At 43.0% G+C, this 24,074-nt stretch carries 18 protein-coding genes and 1 pseudogene; 15 read left to right on the forward strand and 4 right to left on the reverse strand.

Annotated elements, in window-relative coordinates; all coding sequences use genetic code 11:
* Nucleotides 1-176: 176 nt before the first annotated feature.
* From BCT11_RS17150 to rmf, 11 genes are all read left to right on the forward strand, one after another.
* Entirely contained in the window at nucleotides 177-842 is a 666-nt protein-coding gene (locus tag BCT11_RS17150; protein ID WP_038872985.1) for a hypothetical protein, read from the forward strand.
* Nucleotides 843-1,074: 232 nt separating this feature from the next.
* Nucleotides 1,075-3,681 (forward strand): aminopeptidase N, encoded by a 2,607-nt coding sequence (pepN, locus tag BCT11_RS17155; RefSeq protein WP_102388819.1) that lies wholly within the window; start codon nucleotides 1,075-1,077, stop codon nucleotides 3,679-3,681.
* 66 nt (nucleotides 3,682-3,747) lie between these two features.
* Complete coding sequence (locus BCT11_RS17160) at nucleotides 3,748-3,966, forward strand: DUF2835 domain-containing protein (protein ID WP_078607003.1); 219 nt, start codon at nucleotides 3,748-3,750, stop codon at nucleotides 3,964-3,966.
* A 197-nt stretch (nucleotides 3,967-4,163) separates the two neighbouring features.
* Nucleotides 4,164-9,005 (forward strand): NAD-glutamate dehydrogenase, encoded by a 4,842-nt coding sequence (locus BCT11_RS17165; RefSeq protein ID WP_102388820.1) that lies wholly within the window; start codon nucleotides 4,164-4,166, stop codon nucleotides 9,003-9,005.
* Nucleotides 9,006-9,310: 305 nt separating this feature from the next.
* Nucleotides 9,311-10,321: a quinone-dependent dihydroorotate dehydrogenase gene (gene pyrD / locus BCT11_RS17170; protein WP_102388821.1), complete on the forward strand. Its 1,011-nt coding sequence runs from the start codon at nucleotides 9,311-9,313 to the stop codon at nucleotides 10,319-10,321.
* Between the two features lie 164 nt (nucleotides 10,322-10,485).
* Complete coding sequence (locus BCT11_RS17175) at nucleotides 10,486-11,028, forward strand: cell division protein ZapC (RefSeq protein ID WP_042603386.1); 543 nt, start codon at nucleotides 10,486-10,488, stop codon at nucleotides 11,026-11,028.
* A 512-nt stretch (nucleotides 11,029-11,540) separates the two neighbouring features.
* A complete protein-coding gene (gene rlmKL, locus BCT11_RS17180; protein WP_102388822.1) occupies nucleotides 11,541-13,667 on the forward strand; it encodes a bifunctional 23S rRNA (guanine(2069)-N(7))-methyltransferase RlmK/23S rRNA (guanine(2445)-N(2))-methyltransferase RlmL in 2,127 nt (708 codons plus the stop codon).
* A gap of 22 nt (nucleotides 13,668-13,689) precedes the next feature.
* Entirely contained in the window at nucleotides 13,690-13,941 is a 252-nt protein-coding gene (locus BCT11_RS17185) for a glutaredoxin family protein (RefSeq protein ID WP_102388823.1), read from the forward strand.
* Nucleotides 13,919-15,838 (forward strand): ABC transporter ATP-binding protein, encoded by a 1,920-nt coding sequence (locus BCT11_RS17190; RefSeq protein WP_038881986.1) that lies wholly within the window; start codon nucleotides 13,919-13,921, stop codon nucleotides 15,836-15,838. The genes BCT11_RS17185 and BCT11_RS17190 overlap by 23 nt, the downstream gene beginning before the upstream one ends.
* A 7-nt stretch (nucleotides 15,839-15,845) precedes the next feature.
* The gene (locus BCT11_RS17195; RefSeq protein WP_102388824.1) at nucleotides 15,846-17,579 is read left to right on the forward strand and encodes a DUF3466 family protein; all 1,734 of its coding nucleotides are present in this window, start codon (nucleotides 15,846-15,848) and stop codon (nucleotides 17,577-17,579) included.
* A 170-nt stretch (nucleotides 17,580-17,749) separates the two neighbouring features.
* On the forward strand, nucleotides 17,750-17,923 hold the full coding sequence (gene rmf / locus BCT11_RS17200) for a ribosome modulation factor (protein ID WP_005532367.1): 174 nt from the start codon (nucleotides 17,750-17,752) through the stop codon (nucleotides 17,921-17,923).
* A 129-nt stretch (nucleotides 17,924-18,052) separates the two neighbouring features.
* Here the strand turns inward: rmf and fabA are convergent, their stop codons facing one another.
* Together fabA and BCT11_RS17210 are read right to left on the reverse strand one after the other, a co-directional pair.
* Nucleotides 18,053-18,571 (reverse strand): bifunctional 3-hydroxydecanoyl-ACP dehydratase/trans-2-decenoyl-ACP isomerase, encoded by a 519-nt coding sequence (gene fabA, locus BCT11_RS17205; RefSeq protein ID WP_038872958.1) that lies wholly within the window; start codon nucleotides 18,569-18,571, stop codon nucleotides 18,053-18,055.
* Nucleotides 18,572-18,641: 70 nt separating this feature from the next.
* The gene (locus tag BCT11_RS17210) at nucleotides 18,642-20,282 is read right to left on the reverse strand and encodes a Lon protease family protein (protein ID WP_102388825.1); all 1,641 of its coding nucleotides are present in this window, start codon (nucleotides 20,280-20,282) and stop codon (nucleotides 18,642-18,644) included.
* Between the two features lie 211 nt (nucleotides 20,283-20,493).
* On the opposite strand from BCT11_RS17210, the gene matP reads away from it, so the two are divergent.
* From matP to BCT11_RS17230, 4 genes are all read left to right on the forward strand, one after another.
* Nucleotides 20,494-20,943 carry a macrodomain Ter protein MatP gene (gene matP, locus BCT11_RS17215; protein WP_038872954.1) on the forward strand — a complete coding sequence of 150 codons (450 nt, stop codon included), beginning with the start codon at nucleotides 20,494-20,496 and terminating at the stop codon, nucleotides 20,941-20,943.
* 11 nt (nucleotides 20,944-20,954) lie between these two features.
* Nucleotides 20,955-21,266, forward strand: coding sequence for a DUF3634 family protein (locus BCT11_RS17220; RefSeq protein WP_038872952.1), 312 nt, complete (start codon nucleotides 20,955-20,957; stop codon nucleotides 21,264-21,266).
* Nucleotides 21,267-21,379: 113 nt separating this feature from the next.
* The gene (locus BCT11_RS17225; RefSeq protein WP_038872950.1) at nucleotides 21,380-21,703 is read left to right on the forward strand and encodes a hypothetical protein; all 324 of its coding nucleotides are present in this window, start codon (nucleotides 21,380-21,382) and stop codon (nucleotides 21,701-21,703) included.
* Between the two features lie 131 nt (nucleotides 21,704-21,834).
* On the forward strand, nucleotides 21,835-23,049 hold the full coding sequence (locus tag BCT11_RS17230; protein WP_102388826.1) for an HDOD domain-containing protein: 1,215 nt from the start codon (nucleotides 21,835-21,837) through the stop codon (nucleotides 23,047-23,049).
* Between the two features lie 102 nt (nucleotides 23,050-23,151).
* On the opposite strand, the pseudogene BCT11_RS17235 reads toward BCT11_RS17230, so the two are convergent.
* Nucleotides 23,152-23,604: pseudogene (locus BCT11_RS17235) on the reverse strand (helix-turn-helix domain-containing protein); the annotation flags it as partial.
* Between the two features lie 141 nt (nucleotides 23,605-23,745).
* Complete coding sequence (locus tag BCT11_RS17240) at nucleotides 23,746-24,012, reverse strand: helix-turn-helix transcriptional regulator (protein ID WP_102388827.1); 267 nt, start codon at nucleotides 24,010-24,012, stop codon at nucleotides 23,746-23,748.
* Nucleotides 24,013-24,074: the final 62 nt, after the last annotated feature.

A 24,074-nucleotide genomic window follows, 5' to 3' on the forward strand; every position in this document is an offset into this window, starting at 1 on the left:
TAAGAGCGAGTCATAGTGATTCGCTCTTTTTTTATGCGCTTTTCGCTAGGAGTATTCACTGCAAATGAGTTAATTCTGCGCTTAATTTTCTTAAACAATTTACGTGATGTAGATCAAATATTTCGCGAAAGTGAGATCTAAAGCCTAAGCTAAAAGAAAACGATAAGGATACCGTTATGAAATGGTTCATTATTTTACTTAGCTTTTGCTGCTTTAGCGTTTCTAGCGCGGAAACCAACAAAGAAGACGAACTCAGTCACTTTGATACTCCTTTTCTCATAGGGGATTGGTACTTAATGAACCCAAACCCTGAGGATTCAGCGGAGAATTTTCGCGCAATCAAACTGACACTTGGTTCTAATTATACTTTCTCAATAGATATCCAAAAGAAAGACTATTCTATCGATCATTGGGAAGGACTATATAACGCTAATGAGGACACCATTGTTCTTGGGTTAAACACAGATGAACCTCAAATCTACGCCTATCAAAACAACCACAACACACTTGACCTAAACGGTGTGACTTTTACCAAAGGACTCTCCAACGCACTAGCTGGTATTTGGTCAAGCTCTCATGTTGCAGGAGACGGTATGTTGGCGAACAACATCAACCAAATGGACCTTATCCTCCAGCCTGATTTTGTCTTTATGTTCCGTGTCGCTAATGAATCCGGAGAAGAATCAGTGAAACAGGGTGTCTTTTATACCGAGGGTGAACACCTAGTCCTTTTGTACGAAAACGGTGAGCATGGCACGCGCTATAAGCTGAACCAAAACGAGCTTACTATTGAGGATTCTAGTGGAGAGATGTACGCGGTACTCAATCGAGTCACACCCTAAATGATTCATTTCCATTATTTCACGCTGGTTTATTAATAGTGAAATATTCTGATGTTGATTAAATGTTAAACAGAAAGCGGAGCTAAGCCACTAAAAGCTCCGTTTTTTTATAGAAAGACTTGTATTCTGATACCACAACCCCTACAAATAGCTTATATCGTGATACCAGTGTGAGGTGTTTGAGCCTCCGGTCCTGGTATTTTTGTGGTTCTATATACAAGGATTTATGGACATGTCTCAAGCTCCCCAAGCAAAATATCGCAAAGACTATCAAGCGCCTTCGCATGCGATTATTGATATCGATTTAACGTTTGATCTTTACGATAACGACACTATCGTGACCGCAGTATCAAAAGTAGTTCAAAAGGGCGAATCAACAACTTTAGAATTAGACGGTGAAGGGCTAGAGCTTCGCTCCGTAAAAGTGAATGGTGAAGATTGGGCTCACCATGAAGTAAAAGAAGCCTCTTTAGTGCTTACCGATTTGCCTGCGGAATTTGATTTAGAAATCGTTACTAAGATCGACCCGGAAGCAAACACAGCACTTGAAGGTCTTTACAAATCAGGTGGTGCGTTTTGTACGCAGTGTGAAGCAGAAGGCTTCCGTCGTATTACTTACTACCTCGACCGTCCAGATGTTCTCGCTAAATACACAACAAAAGTGATTGCAGACAAAGCTATTTATCCGTTCCTACTTAGCAACGGTAACCGCGTTGCAGAAGGCGAAGCAGAAAACGGTCGTCATTGGGTTCAATGGCAAGACCCTCATCCAAAGCCTGCTTATTTGTTTGCACTAGTTGCAGGTGATTTTGATGTTCTACGTGATAAATACACTACGACATCTGGCCGTAAAGTTGACCTAGAAATCTTTGTCGACAAAGGCAACCTTGATCGCGCGGGTCATGCGATGACTTCACTTATCAACTCGATGAAGTGGGATGAAGACCGCTTTGGTCTTGAGTACGACCTAGATATTTACATGATCGTGGCCGTTGATTTCTTCAACATGGGTGCGATGGAAAACAAAGGTCTAAACATCTTCAACTCGAAGTTTGTCCTTGCGAATGAAAAAACCGCGACTGACCGTGAATACCTTGGTATTGAGGCGGTAATCGGTCACGAATACTTCCACAACTGGACGGGTAACCGTGTTACTTGTCGTGACTGGTTCCAGCTGAGTTTGAAAGAGGGCCTAACCGTGTTCCGCGATCAAGAGTTCTCATCTGATCTTGGTTCACGTGCAGTAAACCGCATCGACAACGTTCGCATTATCCGCGGTCCTCAATTCGCGGAAGATTCAAGCCCAATGTCGCATCCAATTCGTCCGGATAAAGTTATTGAAATGAATAACTTCTACACGCTAACCGTGTACGAAAAGGGCAGCGAAGTGATCCGCATGTATCATACGCTACTTGGCGAAGAAGGTTTCCAAAAAGGCATGAAACTGTACTTCGACCGTCATGATGGTACTGCAGCAACGTGTGAAGATTTCGTTTCTGCAATGGAAGACGCAACGGGCGTTGACCTTAAGCAATTCCGTTTATGGTACAGCCAGTCTGGCACGCCAACACTTCGTGTAAACAGTGAATTCAATGCGGAAGCAAAAACTTACGCACTAACGGTTGAGCAATTTACTGAAGCAACGCACGACCAATCAGAAAAACAATCGCTACATATTCCATTCGATATTGAGCTATACGCGCAAAACGGTGACGTGATTCCACTGGTTATCAACGGTGAATCAGTACACAACGTGCTGGACGTGAAGCAAGACAAACAGACTTTCGTATTCGAAAACGTCGCAGAACAACCAGTGCCATCATTGCTTCGTGAGTTCTCTGCACCGGTTAAATTGGAATACGATTACAGCGATGATGAACTGATCTTCTTAATGAAGCACGCAACAAACGATTTTGCTCGTTGGGATGCAAGCCAAATGCTGCTAGCGAAGTACATTCGTCAAAACGTAACTAACGTTCAAGCGGGTGATGAGGTTAAGCTATCAGGAGACTTAATCGATGCATTCCGTGGCGTGTTACTTGATGCGAATCTTGAGCCAGCGTTTATCGCACAAGTTCTGTCTTTACCTTCAATTAACGAAATCACCGGTTGGTATAAGCAGATTGATATTGATGCGGTAGATACGGTACTGAATAACATTACAGTGTCACTTTCTAAAGAACTAGAAGATGAACTGAGTGCTACTTACCATGCATTGAACCAAGCAGAGTACAGCATTGATCACGACGCTATTGGTAAACGAGCTTTGCGTAACCAATGTCTGCAGTTCCTAGCTCACACTGAAAAGGGCAATGAACTAGCTAAAGCGCAATACGAGTCATCAAACAACATGACAGACACGATCGCGGCAATGAGTGCAGCGAACAATGCACAACTTGCATGTCGTGAAGCCCTAATGGCGGACTACAGTGACAAGTGGAAGCACGATGGTCTGGTTATGGACAAATGGTTTGTTCTTCAGGGCAGCAACCCGGTTGAAAACGCACTTGAGAAAGTGAAAGAAACCATGAGCCACGAAGCATTTAGCTTGAAGAACCCGAACCGTACGCGTAGCTTGATTGGTTCTTTCTTAAACGCAAACCCTGTGCGCTTCCATGATAAATCAGGCTCTGGCTACCAGTTTGCTGGTGAGATCCTTCGTCAGTTGAACGATACCAACCCACAAGTGGCGTCTCGTATGATCGATCCTCTATTGAAGTTCCGTAAATACGATGAAGGCCGCCAAGCGCTTATCCGTGCAGAGCTTGAAAAGCTTAAAGCGATGGACAATTTAGCAAAAGACCTATTCGAAAAAGTGACTAAAGCACTAGACGAATAATCTACAAAAGAATAGGGTGGTCGTTAAGGTCACCCTAGTTTTTTGTTCTGACAATAATCCATTCTAATGAACCAGTATTACTTCTCTCTCAATATCTCTTATCAAACATTTCTTTCACACTATTCCGGTGCCGCTAGTTCGGTACAAGTCATCACTGACAATGGTTTGAGAGTGCAACTAGATGCATCAAAATTTAGACCATTTCTTAGTCAATTAGGCGTTAGAGGTCGTTTTAGACTCACAACTGACCAAAATAATAAGTTTCTAAAGTTAGAAACTCTGTGATGCCTGATATTCCTAGTGAGTTAAACAGGAATCTTAGTCACATAATCAAACATTTCACCTCTTACCACTGCGAATTTTTGTTAAACATTTGTGATTATGCTTTTACAATAAGTGTATGCATTACCTATGCTTAGTTTCGGGGTAAACCCCAAACTAAGTCCCCCTACAAAACAACAATTCTAATGTGGAGTGTGAATATGACCGCGCGTGAAAATGTAGTGCCGGTTCTGCTTGAAAAGGTATACCAACTAATTCAAGACAAACTCGAGCTTTCTCACCAACCGCTTGTAACTAAACTTGCTCAACACTTATTTAGTAACATTGCTGATGATGACTTGATTCAGCGAAACGAATCCGACCTTTATGGTGCCGTGGTTAGTCTGTGGCATCACGTCAATGAAAAGAAACCAGAAGACATCTCTGTAAGGGTATTTAACCCAGCAGTCAGCCGCCAAGGTTGGCAATCGACTCACACTATTGTTGAAATTGTTGTTCCAGATAGCCCATTTTTGGTGGATTCCATCAAGATGGCGCTAACGCGACTCGATCTTGTCTCTCACTTAATGCTTAACAACCCAACGCAACTAGAACGCGATAAGAAAGGGCAAGTGACAGACATTAATGGTGAAGGCGGCGTCCTTCAATCTCTATTCCACATCGAAGTTGATCGCTTAACCAGTAAAGATGAAATGCAAGCGTTAAAAAATGAGCTGCTCACTATCTTGTCTGACACGCGCTTAGTCGTTGATGACTGGAAGCAAATGGTTGAAAAACTTAAGATCGTCACCAACGACCTTGAGAAGAATAAAGATCGTGTTTCAATGAAAACAGATCGTTTAGATGAAACGATCGAATACCTACGCTGGTTAGGGGATCATAACTTCACCTTCATGGGGTATAAGGAATATGATCTTGTCAGTGTCAATGGTGATACTGAGCTTCAGCCGGTGAAAGAGAAAGGCCTTGGCATGTTTGCTGATGACAGTCGCGTTCGCAGCATCAAGCTTTCTGAGCTGTCAGACTCTGCGCGCCTTGAAGCGAAAAAACCTTACGCGCTGATCATCACTAAGGGCAATCAAGCATCACGTATTCACCGTCCAGCATACACTGACTACATTGGTGTTAAAAAATTCGATGAGAACGGCAAAGTAGTCGGTGAGCATCGCTTTACTGGTCTATACACTTCTGCGGTATACAATCAAGCCGTACAAAGCATTCCCCTGATTCGCGAGAAAGTGGATCGTATTCTAGAAGCGAGTGGATATCGCAATGGATCGTACTCGTACAAAGCGCTGCACAACATCCTAGAAAACTACCCTCGTGATGAACTGCTTCAAGCTCGTGAAGAAGAGTTATTAGAAGTGGGGATGGGCGTCGTGCAAATGCAAGACCGTGACTTGTTACGTCTATTTGTTCGTAAAGACCCGTTTGGTCGTTTCTTTAGCTGCATGGTTTATGTGACAAAAGACCGTTACAACACCGAGCTTCGCCGTCAAACTCAACGCATTCTTAAGCAGTACTTTGGTTGCGAGCAAGAGGTTGAATTTACGACCTTCTTCTCTGAAAGTCCGTTGGCAAGAACCCATTACATTGTTCGTGTAGACAACAACAACATTGATGTAGACGTGAAAAAGATTGAGCAGAACTTAATGGAAGTATCGACTTCATGGGATGACCGCCTAAAAGAATCCATCATTGCTAACTTCGGTGAGAGTAAAGGTCTTCCTCTTTCAAAAGAATACATGAGCGCGTTCCCTCGTTCATACAAAGAAGACATGATGCCTGGTTCTGCGGTTGCAGACATCGAACGTCTAGAAGCGTTAAGCGATGACAACAAACTGGGCATGCTGTTCTACCGTCCGCAAGAAGAAGCGGCAGAATCTAAAGCGGTTCGCTTAAAGCTTTACCACCGCAACGAGCCAATTCACCTATCTGACGTTATGCCAATGTTGGAAAACCTAGGCCTACGTGTGATCGGCGAATCTCCATATGAGATCGAAACCAACAACGGTCAAACGTTCTGGATCCTTGATTTCTCAATGCTACATAAGAGCGACAAGACCGTTGATCTTCGTGAAGCTCGAGATCGTTTCCAGCAAGCATTCGCGGCGATTTGGGCAGGTAATTTAGAGAGTGATGGTTTCAACCGTTTGTTGCTAGGCGCTTCACTGTCTGGTCGTGAAATTTCTATTCTTCGTGCATACGCTCGCTACATGCGCCAAGTTGGCTTCCCATTCAGTCAACAATATATTGAAGATACCCTGAGCCATTACCCTGATTTAGCAACAGGTCTGGTGAATCTATTTGCTAAGCGATTCGATCCAAAACACAAGGGCAGTGAGAAAGGTCAGAACGATCTTATCAAGAAAATAACCGAGCAATTGGATCGCGTTGAAAGCCTAGATGATGATCGTATTATCCGTCGTTATATGGAAATGATCACAGCAACGCTACGTACGAACTACTACCAGTTAGACGAAGATAAGCAGCCAAAACCTTGGTTATCATTGAAGATGAAGCCAAGCGAAATCCCTGACATTCCTCAGCCAGTGCCTGCGTTTGAAATCTTCGTGTACGCACCGGATATCGAGGGTGTTCACCTACGTGGCGGTAAAGTCGCGCGTGGTGGTCTACGTTGGTCAGACCGTCAAGAAGACTTCCGTACTGAGATTCTTGGCCTAGTTAAAGCGCAGCAAGTTAAGAACACAGTGATTGTTCCTGTGGGTGCTAAAGGTGGCTTCGTATGTAAACGTCAGCACACTCTAACTAACCGTGATGAAATTTTTGCCGAAGGTCAGCGTTGTTATAAACGCTTCATCCGCGCACTATTGGATGTTTCCGATAACATCATCGAAGGTGAAGTCATTCCGCCGAAGAGTGTCGTGCGTCATGATGAGGACGACCCATACTTGGTTGTTGCAGCCGATAAAGGCACTGCAACTTTCTCTGACTTGGCAAACTCTGTATCTAACGAGTATAACTTCTGGCTAGGTGATGCGTTTGCATCAGGTGGCTCTAATGGTTACGACCACAAAGCAATGGGTATCACTGCGAAAGGTGGTTGGGAGTCGGTAAAACGTCACTTCCGTGAAATGGGTATCAACTGTCAAACCACTGATTTCACGGCTATTGGTGTCGGTGATATGGCTGGGGACGTATTTGGTAACGGCATGTTGCTATCTAAGCACATTCGCTTACAAGCTGCGTTTAACCACATGCACATTTTCATTGACCCGAACCCTGACTCTGCTACCAGTTGGGTAGAGCGTGATCGCTTATTCAACCTACCTCGATCAAGCTGGGAAGACTACAACACGGATTTGATCTCGAAGGGCGGTGGTATTTTCTCTCGTCGCTCTAAATCGATCCAATTAACACCAGAAATCCAAAAGATGTTGGGCACTAAGAAAGCATCTTTGCCGCCAAACGATCTGATTAAGATGATCCTACAAATGGAAGTGGATCTACTTTGGAATGGTGGTATCGGTACTTACGTTAAAGCATCTAGCGAAACGCATACCGATGTTGGTGACCGTGCAAACGACGTGCTCCGTATCGACGGACGTGATTTAAAAGCGAAAGTCGTTGGTGAAGGCGGTAACTTAGGTATGACTCAGCTTGGTCGTATCGAGTACGCAACCACAGGTGGACGTGTAAATACCGACTTTGTGGATAACGTTGGTGGTGTAGATTGTTCAGACAACGAAGTGAACATTAAGATCTTCTTGAACGGCCTTGTATCAAATGGCGATCTAACGGTTAAACAACGCAACCTGATTCTTGAATCAATGGAAGACGAAGTCGGCGAAATTGTTTTGGACGATGCTTACCGTCAATCTGAATCGATTTCAGTGACTGAACAGCAAGGTGTTGGCATTGTTAAAGAGCAAATCCGCTTTATCCATACGATGGAAAAAGCTGGGTACTTGGATCGTGCGCTTGAATACATTCCTGACGACGAAACACTGATTGAACGCGAAAAACAAGGCCTTGGTCTGACGCGTCCCGAGCTTTCAGTGTTGGTTGCTTACGGCAAGATGGTTCTAAAAGAGCAACTCGTTGCTGACGAGATTGCGAATGATGAATTCCATGGAAAACAATTAGTTGCTTACTTCCCAAGTGAGTTACGCCGTAACTACAAAGATCAAATGGTGAACCACCCGCTGCGTGCAGAAATCATCGCGACGGCGTTAGCTAACCAAATGGTTAATGAAATGGGCTGTAATTTCGTGACTCGTCTTCAAGAAGAAACGGGCGCGAGTGTAGTTGATATCGCAAATGCTTACAGTGCAACCCGTGAAATCTTCGGATTGGAAGATATCCTCAAGCAAACCCGTGCTCTAGATAACGTTGCAACAGCGGAAGCACAGTACGAAATCATGTTCTACGTACGCCGTGCACTGCGTCGTATCTCTCGCTGGTTACTACGTAATCGTAGCAGTAAGAGCACAGTGACTGAGTTGGTTGCTTTGTATAAAGACGATGTTCACACTATCACTGAAACACTAGACACCATGCTAGTTGAGTCTGAAGTAGAAGAGCACAATGAACTTGCGAAGAAGTGGGTTGAACGCGGAGTAGAAGAGAAGCTAGCACATCATGTTGCTCGTCTATCAAGCTTACAATCAGCACTGGATATTTCAACAGTAGCAAGCGAAACAGGTAAAACAGTAGAGCAAGCTTCGAAGTTGTACTTTAACTTGGGTGACCGTTTATCACTTCACTGGTTCTTGAAGCAAATCAATAGCCAAGCCGTTGATAATAATTGGCAGGCATTGGCGCGAGCGGCATTCCGTGAAGATCTAGACTGGCAACAACGTCAGTTGACGGCTCAAGTGTTGACTTGTGGTTGTTCAAGCGAAGATCTTGATGTGATTCAAGCGTTAGAGGATTGGATGTCAACGAATGAGCTGTCTTTACATCGTTGGGAGAGTATTCTAAACGAATTTAAAGTCGGTTCAGTTCATGAGTTTGCGAAGTTCTCAGTAGCACTTCGAGAGTTGGTTTTGCTTAACCTAAATTGTTCCTCGAACGAATAGGGTAAGTTGACTCAGATAAAGGCCTCGCAAATGCGAGGCTTTTTAATGCTTAAAGCAATCTAAACCACAAACCTTAGTGACAATGTAACGTAGAGTTTAAGTTTTCATGGCGTGAAATCGTTTGCTTTTAACGTAAAAGCCATCAGTTTTGTATAGGTAATAGCGCTATAATAGACTGTTTTTATAAGAAAAATTTAAATAAGAAGTACAATTTTGCTGAATTCATTCATTTTCATTGAATTGAGACGAAAAACAGTAAATAATATTGTCCCGTTTACACGGGGCTTTTTTCTTTCGGAGGCACAATGCTTTACCGTCTAGCCAGAACTGGCTTTTTTCAACTTGATGCCGAAAAGGCACATGATCTTGCAATCAAAAACTTCCAACGTTTCAACGGCACTCCTCTCGATCTTTTCTATCGTCAACAATTACCGAACCGTCCAGTAGAATGCATGGGACTTACATTCCGTAACCCAGTTGGTCTTGCTGCTGGCTTGGATAAAAACGGCGAATGTATCGAAGCATTTGACGCTATGGGCTTTGGTTTTGTCGAAGTTGGTACTGTTACTCCTCGTCCGCAACCAGGTAATGACAAGCCACGCTTGTTCCGCCTAGTTGAAGCGGAAGGTATCATCAACCGTATGGGCTTTAACAACCTAGGTGTGGATCATCTAGTTGAGAATGTGAGAAAGGCAAAATACAACTGCGTTCTTGGTATTAACATTGGTAAGAATAAAGACACACCAATTGAGAACGGGGCAGAGGACTACCTGATTTGTATGGAAAAAGTGTACGAGTACGCAGGTTACATCGCTGTGAATATCTCGTCACCAAATACACCAGGACTTCGTTCACTTCAGTACGGTGAAGCGTTAGACGAATTACTGTCTGAACTTAAAGAAAAACAGTCAGAACTTGCAGAAAAGCATGCCAAGTACGTACCACTTGCTCTGAAAATTGCACCAGATTTGAGCGATGACGAAATCAGCCAGATTTGTGAGTCTCTGATCAAGAACAACATTGACGGCGTTATAGCAACAAACACAACGCTGGATCGTACTGTTGTTGAAGGCATGAAACATGCAAACGAAGCGGGTGGTCTAAGCGGACGTCCAGTTCAATCACGTTCAACAGAAGTTGTGCGTAAACTTCATGAAGAACTTTGCGACAAACTTCCGATCATCGGTGTGGGCGGTGTTGACTCATACGTTGCCGCAAAAGAGAAAATGATGGCAGGTGCGCAACTTGTTCAAGTTTACACAGGCTTTATCTACCACGGACCTGGTCTCGTACGCGATATTGTTAAAAATCTATAAGATCAATCGCTAAATCGTTGAGAAATCGACGCTTGTTACTAAAAAAGAGGAATTCGTTTCCTCTTTTTTTTTGTCCGTTCGTTTGTAAAATTTAAAAATCATGAGTAGGTAATTAAGCGTCTTACCTCTTATTGCTGTTTAATTAGTCACAAGAGAACGGAATAATGCTTAAACCCAGCGACAAATGGAATTGGTATTTTGACGAGCACAAAGCTTGCTTAATGCTGGATTTAGGGGAGGAAATGATTTTCCAAACCAATCTATGCCGTAAGCTGTTGGTCAATTGCGCCTTCTCAGAAAATGAATTCACAGTTGATGATGCAAGCGCGTTTCAAACATACAACGAACGAATTCGCTGTCTCGACATAAACGAATACCGCCAAGCAGAGTTAACACTTTATTGTGTAGCCGCCAAACGCTTCCACAAACCTGTACAGCCTAAGAGCTGGTTCTTCGATGCTCAAGCATGCGATCACGAACCGGAAGAAGGGGATATGGTTTTCTTAACGAATCAACACTCCGAAGGTGTGTTCATTGTCCTTGAGGCAGGTGATACTTCTAGCCTTTGTGCTTATGTAGGGCAAGAAGAGTTCTTGCTCAATGGAAGTAAAGCACTTGGTTTCGGCCAGCCTATCAAAGTCATGCATGACAGAATGTCATGTGCTAATCACTTATTTATAATGACACCAATGGCAATGGTAGGGTAGTTTCCTTTTTGATTTTCTTTGTATTTCGTTCCTTTGTTTGCATTAATCGACCGTACTAGGTCGATTTTTTTTGCCTAGAATTTTCTAAATCTCTCCTAGTACATACTCCAAACTCACCCCTAGGTGAGGGGGACTTCGTATCTCATATATGAAGCAGCTCACTTTTATTTCACTTTTTTCATTTTAGCGTTTCCTTAAATTAGACAACTTGGCGCCTAATATTTCACCTTTTATTCCCCTATACGCTCACTTTGTAAGTAAATTACACGCTCAACTCGATACTGGTATAGACCAAATTTAGGGTAAATAAGTATTCACTCCTTCTGGAGGGCTTGTTCTTATTAGGTAGTGAAAAAGAGACTTATTTCTTGATGACAGGTGTTGTGTTTTGACTTTCAGCAGGAAGGGTTGGTGATGGATTGCGCTAACAAATCGAAAAAGCCTTTAAAAACGAGGCATTGATCGTAAAGTCAGGTATAATCAAAGCCATTTTTTATCGACGAAAGAACACTATGAATCAATATCTCGCGGTAACTTCAAATGGCATGGAAAACTTGCTGGTTGAAGAACTGACTAAACTAGGCATTGAAAACGCCAAACCAGTACAGGCAGGCGTAAAATTTAAAGCAACGAATGAGCAGATTTACCGTTGCTGTTTGTGGAGCCGCTTGGCGTCTCGATTTGTACGTGTTTTATCGGAGTTTACCTGTAACGACGACATGGACCTTTACCTGTCAACGTCTGCAATCAACTGGGTAAACCAATTCCATAGCTCAAAGCGTTTTGTGGTTGACTTCAACGGTACTAACCGCGAAATCCGCAACAGCCAGTATGGTGCAATGAAAGTAAAAGATGGCATCGTAGACTGCTTCGAGAAAAAAGGGCTCCCTCGTCCTAACATCAGTAAAGAGAACCCGGATATCCGTGTTCACGTCCGTCTACATAAAGACAAAGCGATTCTTGGTGTCGATATGGTGGGTAGTGGTCTTCATCAACGTGGTTACCGTCCAGAATCTGGCCGAGCTCCACTTCGTGAAACGCTAGCCGCAGCGATTATCATGCGCTGCGGTTGGGAGACTCACCAACCGCTTTTGGATCCTATGTGTGGTTCTGGTACTTTATTGATTGAAGCAGCAATGATGGCCGCTAACATGGCACCAGGTGTTAAACGTAAACAGTGGGGCTTTGAAGCGTTAGAAGACTTCGAACCTGAGCTTTGGGCAGAGATTAAATCTGAAGCTAATGTACAAGCTCGTCGTGGCGTCAAAAAAGTTGACGCTAAGTTTTTCGGCTTCGATAACGACCCAAGAGTTCTGAAAGTAGCGCAAGACAATGCTCGCAGAGCTGGTGTCGAAGAGTTGATTGAATTCGCTCAGGGTGATGCTGCAACTCTTACCCGTCCGGCTGGTTTCGAAGCGGGCGTTATCGTTTCTAACCCTCCTTATGGTGAACGTCTTGGAACTGAGCCAGGTCTAATCGCGCTATACACAGCATTTGGTGGCCAATTAAAAGCAGAATTTGGCGGTTGTAACGCGTCTATCTTCTCTAGTTCAGACGAACTATTAAGCTGTCTTCGCATGCGTGCTGATAAACAGTTTAAACTGAATAACGGTGCGTTACCGTGTCACCAGAAGAACTACAGCATTGCAGAGCGTAGCGCTGATGAAGTGAAGGGAGCGAACGGTACCACAGTTCAAATCGCACCTGACTTCTCAAACCGTTTGAAGAAAAACATTGGTAAGATTGGTAAGTGGGCTCGTAAAGAGAAGTTAGACTGTTACCGTATCTATGACGCAGACCTTCCAGAATACAACGTAGCAATCGACGTTTACGGCGACCAAATTGTGATTCAGGAATACGCAGCTCCGAAGAATATCCCAGAAGAGAAAGCGAAACGCCGTTTGACTGATATCATCCGTGCCACAATCCAGGTGACAGGTGTTGAAGCGAATAAAGTTGTTCTTAAAGTTCGTGAAAAGCAGAAAGGTCGTAGCCAGTATCAAAAATTAGGTCAGGAGTCTGAAACTCTTGAAGTGAATGAGTACGGCGTGAAGTTGATCGTAAACCTTCACGACTATCTAGACACAGGTCTGTTCTTGGATCATAAAATCACTCGTCGTCGCTTGGGTGAAATGGCTCAGGGTAAAGACTTCCTTAACTTGTTTGCTTATACAGGTAGCGCAACCGTACACGCAGCAATGGGTGGCGCACGTTCGACAACCACGGTAGATATGTCGAATACTTATCTGAACTGGGCAAAAGACAACATGCAGTTAAATGGTCGTGTTGGTCGTCAACACCGTTTTGAACAAGCAGATTGTTTGCAATGGTTAGAGAATGCGAAAGGCGAGTATGATTTGATTTTTATTGACCCACCGACATTCTCCAACTCTAAGCGTATGGAAAGTTCATTTGATGTGCAGCGTGATCACATTAAGCTGATGACCAATCTCAAGCGTTTGTTGCGTTCAGGTGGCACGATCGTTTTCTCAAACAATAAACGCCACTTTAAAATGGATGAAGCTGCGTTGGCAGAGTTAGGGCTAAAAGCGCAGAATATTTCTTCGCAAACATTGCCACTAGACTTCTCTCGCAATAAACATATTCACAACTGTTGGTTAGTGTCTCACGTAGAATAAACAAAGGATTAAAGATAAAAGGATGTTACAAACGTTCACACTATACAGTACTGAAGGATGCCATCTCTGTGAGATGGCATATGACCTTATGGGTCAGGCAAGTCTCGCCGAACACACAAACATTGTCGATATTGCACTAGATGACGAACTCTTCTCGCATTACGGCGTCACAATTCCTGTGTTAAAATATCAAAATTCTGAGTTGAACTGGCCGTTTGACTTGGAACAACTCAAAAATTGGTTGGAAAATAATGGCATTACTTACCATTCATAATGCACAACTTGCATTTGGGGACCATCCACTGCTTGATAAAGCAGAATTTGCTCTACAAGAAAACGAACGGGTTTGTTTAGTAGGGCGAAATGGTGCTGGTAAATCAACTTTGATGAAAGTACTCGCTGGAGACATTTTGCTTGATGATGGCAAAATTCAAGTGACTCAAGATGTGGTGGTTTCGCGTTTAGAACAGGATCCCCCTCGTAACCAAGAGGGCACGGTTTACGAATTTGTGTCTGGCGGGTTGGCAGAAGTCGGCGATTTACTCAAGATCTACCATGATCTTCTTGATCTTGTCACGCATGACCCGAGCGAAAAGAACATTAATCGTCTTGCAAAAGTGCAAGAGCAACTCGACCACTTGAACGCTTGGCGTTTTGATGACCGCGTTAATAACGTTTTGGGCGCTCTCAAGCTGAGTCCCGAAACAAAATTGACGGATTTGTCCGGTGGTTGGCAACGTAAAGCAGCACTCGCGCGTGCGCTTGTATGCGATCCAGATGTATTGCTTTTGGACGAACCGACGAACCACCTTGATGTGACCACCATTGAGTGGTTAGAAGGCTTCCTCAAAGACTTTAAAGGTTCGATCATCTTTATTTCGCACGACCGCACGTTTATCAAGTCAATGGCAACGCGTATTGTCGATCTCGACCGTGGTCAATTAGCATCATTCCCTGGAGATTACGAGAACTACCTTGTAGAGAAGGAAGAGATGCTTCGTGTTGAAGAAATGCAAAATGCAGAATTCGACAAAAAACTTGCTCAAGAAGAAGTGTGGATTCGACAGGGCATTAAAGCACGTCGAACTCGTAACGAAGGCCGAGTAAGAGCCCTAAAAAAATTACGAGAAGAACGCAGTGACCGCCGTGAAGTTCAGGGTAAGGTAAACTTAAACATCGATGATGCCTCTCGTTCAGGCAAGATTGTCTTTGAAGCAGAGAATATCTCTTTTGCTTTTGACGGTAAAAATATCGTTGATAACTTCAGCTTCAACATTATGCGCGGCGATCGTATTGCACTAATTGGTCCTAACGGCTGCGGTAAAAGTACCGTGCTCAAGCTGCTATTAGGTCAGTTAGAAACTCAAGGCGGCCGTTTACATTGCGGTACAAAACTCGAAGTGGCTTACTTCGACCAGTACCGAGAAATTCTCGATCCTGAAAAAACGGTTATCGATAACCTAGCAGACGGCAAACAAGAAGTGATGGTTGGTGGTCGCCAGCGTCACGCATTGAGTTATTTACAGGATTTCTTGTTTGCTCCGAAGCGTGCTAGAACGCCAGTTAAAGCACTTTCAGGTGGTGAAAAGAACCGTTTGTTACTTGCTCGTATATTGTTGAAACCAAACAATTTACTTATTCTTGATGAACCTACTAACGATTTGGATATCGAAACGTTGGAACTTTTAGAAGAAATGCTTGCCAATTATCAGGGTACGTTACTATTAGTTAGCCACGATCGTGAGTTCGTCGACAACACAGTAACGACCAGTTGGATTTTTGAAGGTAACGGTATAATTGAGGAATTTGTTGGTGGTTATCACGATGCAAGACAGCAACGTGAACAAGCTCTTGCTTCGCGCAGCTCGGTTGAAAAAACAGCGAAGAAAGAGAAAGTGGTTGAGGAAACTCCCAAAACTACGCAACCTAAGAACAACTCGAAGAAGTTATCGTATAAGCTGCAAAGAGAATTAGAAGCTCTTCCAGCTAAACTAGAACAATTAGAGTCGGATATTGAGGCACTACAAGAACAGGTGAATGACCCATCGTTTTTTGCCAAATCTGTAGAAGAAACTCAACCGGTATTGGAACAGCTCGCTGCTGTAGAGCAGGAGTTGGAAATCGCATTCGAGAGATGGGAAGAACTCGAAGCAATGCAACAGGACAGTTAAGAATTCGATGAATTGTAGTAACAAATTCAAATTGACCGCCGTCGCGATGATGGTTGGTACGGCAATGAATGCGAATGCAGCATTGTATCAAGTGGTTGAGGTGGATCCTGGAGTCAACGGGGACAATATTGATTACTTAACAGCTTATGGTGTCGCGATCCAACAGGGGGATGTAGAAAACCCTGGTACAGATGCTCCGTATGCCTTAGGTTGTTTCAACGATTCAGCAGGGTGTACGCCAGAACAATTCAAGCTTGCTCTCGAGACTCGTACAACACCGTTATCTGCAAGTGAAGCCGTTGATGGTGTTAGCTACCGAGAGGAAGTGCCTTTTGCGATGGACTCTGGCTTCTATTATGTACAAGAATATGACGACTTCGAACGCTATTGTTACAACGAACGTCGTTATTCAACATGTGAGTCCTGGGCATCAGTTCATTGGCAGCCATGGAGTAAAGAGCTAAGTAAAGACTTTACAACAAATGCTTTTGCATTCGTCGAAGGCGATGAAAACGCTTACGAAAACAAATACAACAATGTCATTAACAGCCTTACCGAGGACGGAGAGGCTGTTGGTAACCAAAGTATTGTGAGTAGCTCTGATTCTTCTGAATTGGAAACTCGAAACACAGTAGTAGCTCCTGTTCTTCCAACAATAGTCCCAAGCGATGAAGATGCAACTGTCGTCGCTAGCCGTGCATGGCGTACTGATGGCAAGTTTACGGTAGGTAGTATCTCAGAGAAAGCCTCAAACGATAACGGGACCCATCACACATCAAAAGCAGCGATTTGGGATCAAACTGGAGCCGTCAGTCAGGTTGAATGGCCAAGCGGAACTGCGAAAGATGGTGAGCGTTTAGCGCAAGGCAGCATGCGTGGTATCGCTGAAAGTGGTAACAAGGTGTATGGCGTAGGTTACAACACTTACAAAGATGACAACTACATGAATGCGACTGTTTTTGTTGGTACATTGCCGACAGTAGGTTCTATCGCAGGCGTTACTTGGGAAAATAAACAAGTTAGTGGTGCACAGCAACGTATAGATGGTGATACAGTCCATTCAAACTCTCGCTTAACCGACGTCAATGACAATTTTGTCGCCATTGGTGAAGCAAAACGTTCCGGTGGTTATTTAATGCCAACAGGCTCTGCTCCTAATCGATTGTTTATCGTTGATAACGTGAGTGCAGAGTCTGTTAGTGCGTTTTATCCAACAACAGGGATTTTCTTCAGTGGCGCCGGTGGTCACATGGGTGGTATTAACGCTTACAATGAAATTGTGGGTCAGTTAGATGCAGAGGCCACTCGTGAAGATGATGGTAAACCTCGCCGTAAACGTGGTTTCATTTATCCGTATACCCAAGATGGACAGCTGACAAGTGATCGTTCTACAACACTATTTGATGGTAAGCCATGGTTCTTAGATAACTTAACGAATGGTGGTGATCACTCTGATGAGAACAATGCATTCCGTATCATTAATGCTACGGACATCAACGATGCAGGCGTAATTTCCGGTACAGCGATGATGTGTAGTGGTGGCTATAAAACGACCTCGCATAACTCGTCATGTGATGGTGAAGAGAAGATCGTTGCCGTTAAGCTAGTCCCAATTGCTGGGGCAACGGCTGCTGATATCGAAACGCGTAGCGTTGAAGAAGATTCGGCAGAACGACAAGGTGCGGGTCTAGGTTGGTTGGCTTTGACCATGCTAGGTTTGTTCGGGTTCCGTAGAAAATAGTCAGTATTTTTTAAATCAAGCAGAGGCTCACAGAAATGAGCCTCTGTTTTTTTATGCCTTGAGAAAATCCTCAAATTGATCGATTCTTATAAGTGGAGTCATAAAAGCTCCATCAAAGTTTCACAATATCAGCTGTACGTTAGTAAATGGACCTGTATGAGGAATTAACTATGAAGAGACAAAAGCGTGATCGCCTAGAACGAGCTCAATCTCAAGGCTATAAAGCTGGGTTGAATGGGAGGTCTCAAGAGGCTTGTCCGTATCAACAAATTGATGCTCGGTCATATTGGTTAGGTGGTTGGCGTGATGCCAGAGATGAAAAACAATCTGGTCTCTACAAATAACTCTCCACATACAAACAGAAGGATTTGAAAAGGCTCTTTAAGAGCCTTTTCTACATTTGTAACGAGGATGAATGTAGAAATGAAAAAGGCCCCAAAAAGGAGCCTTAAGAATAATCTGTAAGCAGGAGATTAAAAGCTAGAAGTATCTTGGAATAAACCAACTTTCAAATCTTTCGCAACGTAGATCTCTTTACCATCAACACATACACGACCATCAGCTAAGCCCATTACAAGCTTGCGGTTAACAACGCGTTTCATGTGGATTTCGTACGTTACTTTTTTCGCTGTTGGTAGGATTTGGCCAGTAAATTTAACTTCGCCGACACCTAGAGCACGACCTTTACCTTTGCCGCCAACCCAACCGAGGAAGAAACCAACCAGTTGCCACATTGCATCTAGACCAAGACAGCCTGGCATTACTGGGTCGCCAGGGAAGTGGCAATCAAAGAACCAAAGATCCGGAGTAATGTCCAACTCTGCAAGGATCAAACCCTTACCGAAATCCCCTTCAGTTTCAGACATTTTACTGATGCGATCCATCATTAGCATGTTCGGCGCAGGAAGCTGCGGATAACCAGGACCAAACAGCTCTCCTTGGCTAGAGGCTAAAAGATCATCACGGTTATAAGAATCACGTTTGTTTTGCATTATCAATTACTCCAATTTTTGATAGCTGCATCTTAGTGAACACGTGTACGCTAAACAACTCCGATCAGTACTAGACAAACCAGTTTTTGATGCGCTCCACAATTCCTAAAGGATGCTCATGTCTTTCAAAGTTTTCAATACGTTCGGCGATCTTGCCAATGATGCTGTCATCTTCACCACGGAATGGCTTCGACATCAGAATTGGGATAGCTTCATCTACCGTAGAAACCGACCAAATATGGAACTCGCCATTTTTAATGCTTTCTATTACATCTTTATGTAGCGCAAGGTGTTTAAGGTTTGACTTAGGTAAAATAACCCCTTGCTCCCCGGTAAAGCCTTGGTGCTTACAGACTTGGTAAAAACCTTCGATTTTTTCATTTAAGCCGCCAACGGCTTGGACACGGCCAAATTGGTCAACCGCGCCAGTAACCGCAATTTGTTGGTCAACGGGAAACTCAGACAGGGCACTCACCAAACAGCACAATTCCGCTAATGAGGCGCTATCGCCATCAACCTCACTGTAAGATTGCTCAAATACAATAGATGCAGAATATGGCAGAGGCTCATCAAGGTTTAACGCCGAGCTTAGGAATGCTTGCATGATCATCATACCTTTGGCGTGCAAGTTACCGCCTAATTCCGCTTTTCGTTCAACGTCGGAGATGTCACCATCACCAAAATGAATCACACAAGAAATGCGAGCGGGCTCTCCGTAAGAAACAGGGTGTCCGGCCATATCAATAACGGTTAGGCCATTGATCTGCCCAACTTGTTCACCGGTAGTTTCAATGATCACTTGCCCATCAAGAATGTCGTCAACGGCGCGCTGTGGTAGATATGACTCACGATAGTATTTGTCATCAATGGCAGCATCAATCGATGTAAAATTGATAGTGTTACATTCAGTATATTGACTGGCTAAACTAATCAATTGATTGTGCCAAAGAACACCAAGAGGTAGGTAATGTTGATCTTCCGTATAACGCATACCGGCAAGCATTAAGCGTTTAAATGCCGAATCGTCCAAACTAGGGTGCTGATATTTTTTACATATCCAATTCACTAAGCCGAAATAAAGAGCGAGGCTACGCTCAGAGATGTGAATATCTTCTTCTACTTCGGTGTACATAGTCATTCCCGTAGAAAAATCGTCATCTACAAACTCAATCTCTGCCAATTGAGTTCGGTCACCTGTGATGATCAACTTAACGTCATAATGCTGAGCTACAAAAGGAGAGGATGCAATACGATTCGGGGTTAAGTTAATCGGAGCAAAAGCTTCCCCTTGTATCGCAGCTTTCACACTCGGCCATCTTACTGCGTTTGCCAAAATGAGGTTAGCAGGGACGATTAGATAGCCACCATGAGCCTTCGATAATAAGCCATTCTCGAAAGTTGATTGACCTTCAGTATTGACGCTATATCGATCAAATAGATCTTTTGCGTCTAGAGACTCTGTTGAAACCACTGGCAAAGACGCAATATCGATTACAGCTTCTCGAACGAATTCACGGTAAATTGCATTATCTGCGCAGTTTACGAGTAGGACTCTTGTGAGGCCATTTACCCGAGCAAATCGACTCAACGTTGCCGTCAAGCGAGGTTGTAGGTCAGTAAACGTCTTTGCAGGGAGAAATGGGGCGGTTTCTAATAGTGCTTCATATGGCTTAAATGAAGGAGTTACGTCTTGCCAGTCAAGTTGGTTCATTAATAATCGTCTTAATTCAATGTTGAGTTCATTATAACGAAACGTCCTATAACTCCATAGCGAGAATTTGAGCAATATAAAAATACTGAATATTCATATGATTAAACCTTCGACAAATGAGTGATCAACATCGATACTTTATGGAGTTTTAATTGCTGTATAGCAACATCTGGGTTACGCTGTCACCAGATGTGTTTTAAGGGTCGAAAGGATGAAATATCAGCAGCTTGAAAATCTAGAGTGTGGTTGGAAATGGAAATATCTGATCAAAAAATGGAAAGATGGTGAGTCGATCACCAAGTATATTGATACCAGTGAAGCGGATGCTGCCGTTGCAGAACTACGAAAATTAGAACATGAACCAACTTTAGTGCTTGCTTGGATTGAAAATCATATGTCTGAAGAGTTAGAGAATAAACTCAAACAGGCAATTCGTGCCAAGCGTAAGCGCCATTTCAATGCTGAACAAGTTCATACCAAAAAGAAATCGATTGATCTTGACTATCGAGTTTGGGAGAAACTGTCAAATCGTGCGAACGAGTTAGGTTGTACACTCTCTGACGCAATTGAATATTTACTCTCAGAAGCTTCTCGCAGTGAGAAGGCCAGTCAAAAAGTAACCTCGATTAAAGAAGATTTAAATAAACTATTGTCTAGTTAATGGAGTATCAAATGCTTTATGTAATCTTGATTGCTGCTGTTGTTATTTTTTGGCTTATCGCTGTAGATAGACCTGTCTTAAAAATATCGTTTGAGAAAGGGCACATTACAAAAGTGAAAGGTCATATTCCTCCTTCCTTTAAACACAACTTGCAAGACATTGCTGAGCATGACCCTTTTGATGGTGAGATGAAAGTTTATAATCAGCGAACAGGAATGCGTTTGACCTTTTCGAAACAAGTTCCGAAGAAAGTGCAGCAGCGAATTCGTAACGTCTTCCCTCATCAAGGCTTTAAGTCAAGCAAAGGGAAAAAAAGAGCTTAAGAAAACTATCAGTTACTTATTCTTGTTAAATGGGGCGCATTAATTGCGCCCCGTTTTATATCTATTAAGTCAGTAAGTTAGAGTTTTTCTTTTATGAATCATAAGGAAGCTCCATGCGATACACTGTCACTTTAATCTGTTTTTTAATTGGGGTATCAGCCGCGAAAGCCGATGATTCAGAGACGAACCCCATTGCAAAGAAAATTAAAACAGAATTGCAAAAGAAGACCAATAGACGATTTGATAGCTATGAAGGTTATTGTGACCTAATGATTGAGATGGAGCATAAAGGTAAGACTGCGAAGATTAAAAAAGTAAAGGGAAGTGGTGATAAAAGCGTTTGTAAATTTGCAAAATCAAACTTAAAAATTGGTAAACGATATCGTTATAAGTTTGCGGAAAAATACATACGACTTCACATAACAACGGGTGATTAGCATTCACTAATAATATTTCGATAACTTGGATATATTTATAAGTGGAATTAATGTCACATTCCATTTACTGCTTGTGTCTTTATAGATAAACTTGCCAACAGGAAAATAAAAACAACGTTAGGAATAGCAGTTTGTTGCTCACGCAGAAAAACTATACACCAGAAGCAATGGACATCGCAGTCAAGGTATCGAAAGAAGTCGAACTTAGACATGCCAAGTGGCTAGCTAGTATGAATCACCAAGTGGATCAGTCACAAGTGGATAAGCTTCTTAGTTTACAGGGGCGATATTGTGACGACGTGATCTTTAGTGAAGAAGACAGAATCACGCGCAACCAAAGAATACTTCTCATGTGCGAACAAGAGCGAGTAAAAGAAAAGCGCCAAATCGTGGAAGACAAGCAGAAAACACTGCAAAAAGTCATCAGCGATGTATCGAAAGTCGCCGATCGAATGTTAATGAAAAAACTTGAAACGCTTCCAATTGATAAATTATCGAGCATTATACCCGCATTTGAGCTGTTCGCATCGTTTGCCTATTCTCCATCTCTAAGCTTTTCAAAACTGACAGATTTGGCTAACAATAGCCATCAGCTAAGCTCAACGATTATAGACCTGATTGAAAACTCAAGACTGCGTGAGCGAGGAAGTGCTGCTAAAACTAGTTCAGATGCAAGAGTCGCGATTGGTCGCCTTGGAATTGAAAATTGCCGCAAACTATTCCCAGTTTTAATGGCGCGCCCAATGATGAGATGGTCAGATAGTAATACTAAAATCCTGACTCCCAAGTTTTGGCAACAATTGGTTTTGACTGCCAACGTCACCAAAATGCGATTGGAATCGGCAGATGTCCATGATTCTGATTGTGGTGTTTTAATCGGAACGCTTCGTAGCTTAGGTAGCATCGTATTGATTAATCACTTCACAGATACGTTTGAAGACGCACTCATTGAAGTCATGCTGAACTATAGAAAAACGAACAGGAAAGATGAGTATTATGCCTGTGCAGATGTCCGACCAAATTCCGCTTTTTTGCCTAAAGTCATTGTCGATATGGAAGCTCTGGTGACAAAAAGACTTTTAGAAAACTTTCAATGGCCGAAGAATGTAGAGCATATAAAAGTTGCCGTTCTTGAAGACATAGAAAGCAAACCCATCTTAGAGCGTAGTGTCTATGGCGCAGCATTAGCGCAGGCTAGGGCATATGCAATCTATGATGGATTATCAAGAAGTGCAGTATTTGCAGAAAAGCACAAACCATTTTGGTTTGCTAACGTCCAGATATCGGCGGAAGCATTATCATCAATTAGAATGAGTGCTCCAGGGAAGATGACGCTCATGATATAAAGAAGCGACAGTGTCACATAAAGTTTAAAGCGACTATATCAAGTCGCTTTTTTTAATGTCGCAATAAATAGAACTGAATAACACAAGGTTACGTCGTCACGGTCCTTCAAACCAATCATGGTGAGAGCCATCAATTTGAATGAGTTCGCCTAAACAATCACGTCGGTAGCGAGGTTGGTAAACTCGGGGCTTGCGTTTAGAGTGTGGGACCCAAAGTCCGTCGGCGATCATCCATTGACGTAGAGTCTCTTTAGATACAGCGATGTTGTGTTGCTCTGAGAGTTTTTCTAGAGCGAGCGTTGGTGAGAAATCAGAATAATACTTGTGAATGATCTTAAGTATTTCAACTTTAAAATCTTCAGAGTAACGTCGGTTACTTGGACGACCACGAGCTGCGTGCGCGAGACTTTGAGCTCCTAAAGTGGAGAGTCGATTGAGTAAACGCCGGATATGACGAGCAGACACATTTAAAATAACTGCAGCATCAACTTGACGTAATCGCTTTTCACGGACGTCAGACAGAACCTTAAATCGATAAATATCTTTTTCACTCATCGTAATCAACATCGGTTAAAGCCTCAAAAGCAAACAATGTTGTTAATCTTAGGAGGACATTTTAAAGTGGCTAAAACCGGACATTACTAAATTGCTCCAACAGACTCAGTGCGCATTATGTATAAAAGGGTTAATAGGGGGTTAGACTGGTGCGCGTGACTGTAAAGCATTGATTAGGCGAGGGTTTATGGTCTTTTCATCAAGTAAACCGTATACAACATCTTGATCATCGAGTTCTAATAAGTCGGCAATTTTAAACGCCATTTCCCAATCAAGTACACTGCGTCCATTGCGGTAGTTACTAATTCTACTAGACCCAACGTCCAAAAACTTAGCCAACTGATAGTCAGAGGTAAGCTCTAACTGGACTTTCAGTTGGTCTAAAAGCACGTTTGTATAATTAGTCATATTCCCGCATCCCTTCACTGTATTGTTAAATTTTAGTGGATAGTATCGCGTCTTTCACTAAC

The sequence above is a fragment of the Vibrio sp. 10N.222.52.B12 genome, assembly GCF_002875385.1.
GTDB lineage: Bacteria > Pseudomonadota > Gammaproteobacteria > Enterobacterales > Vibrionaceae > Vibrio > Vibrio jasicida.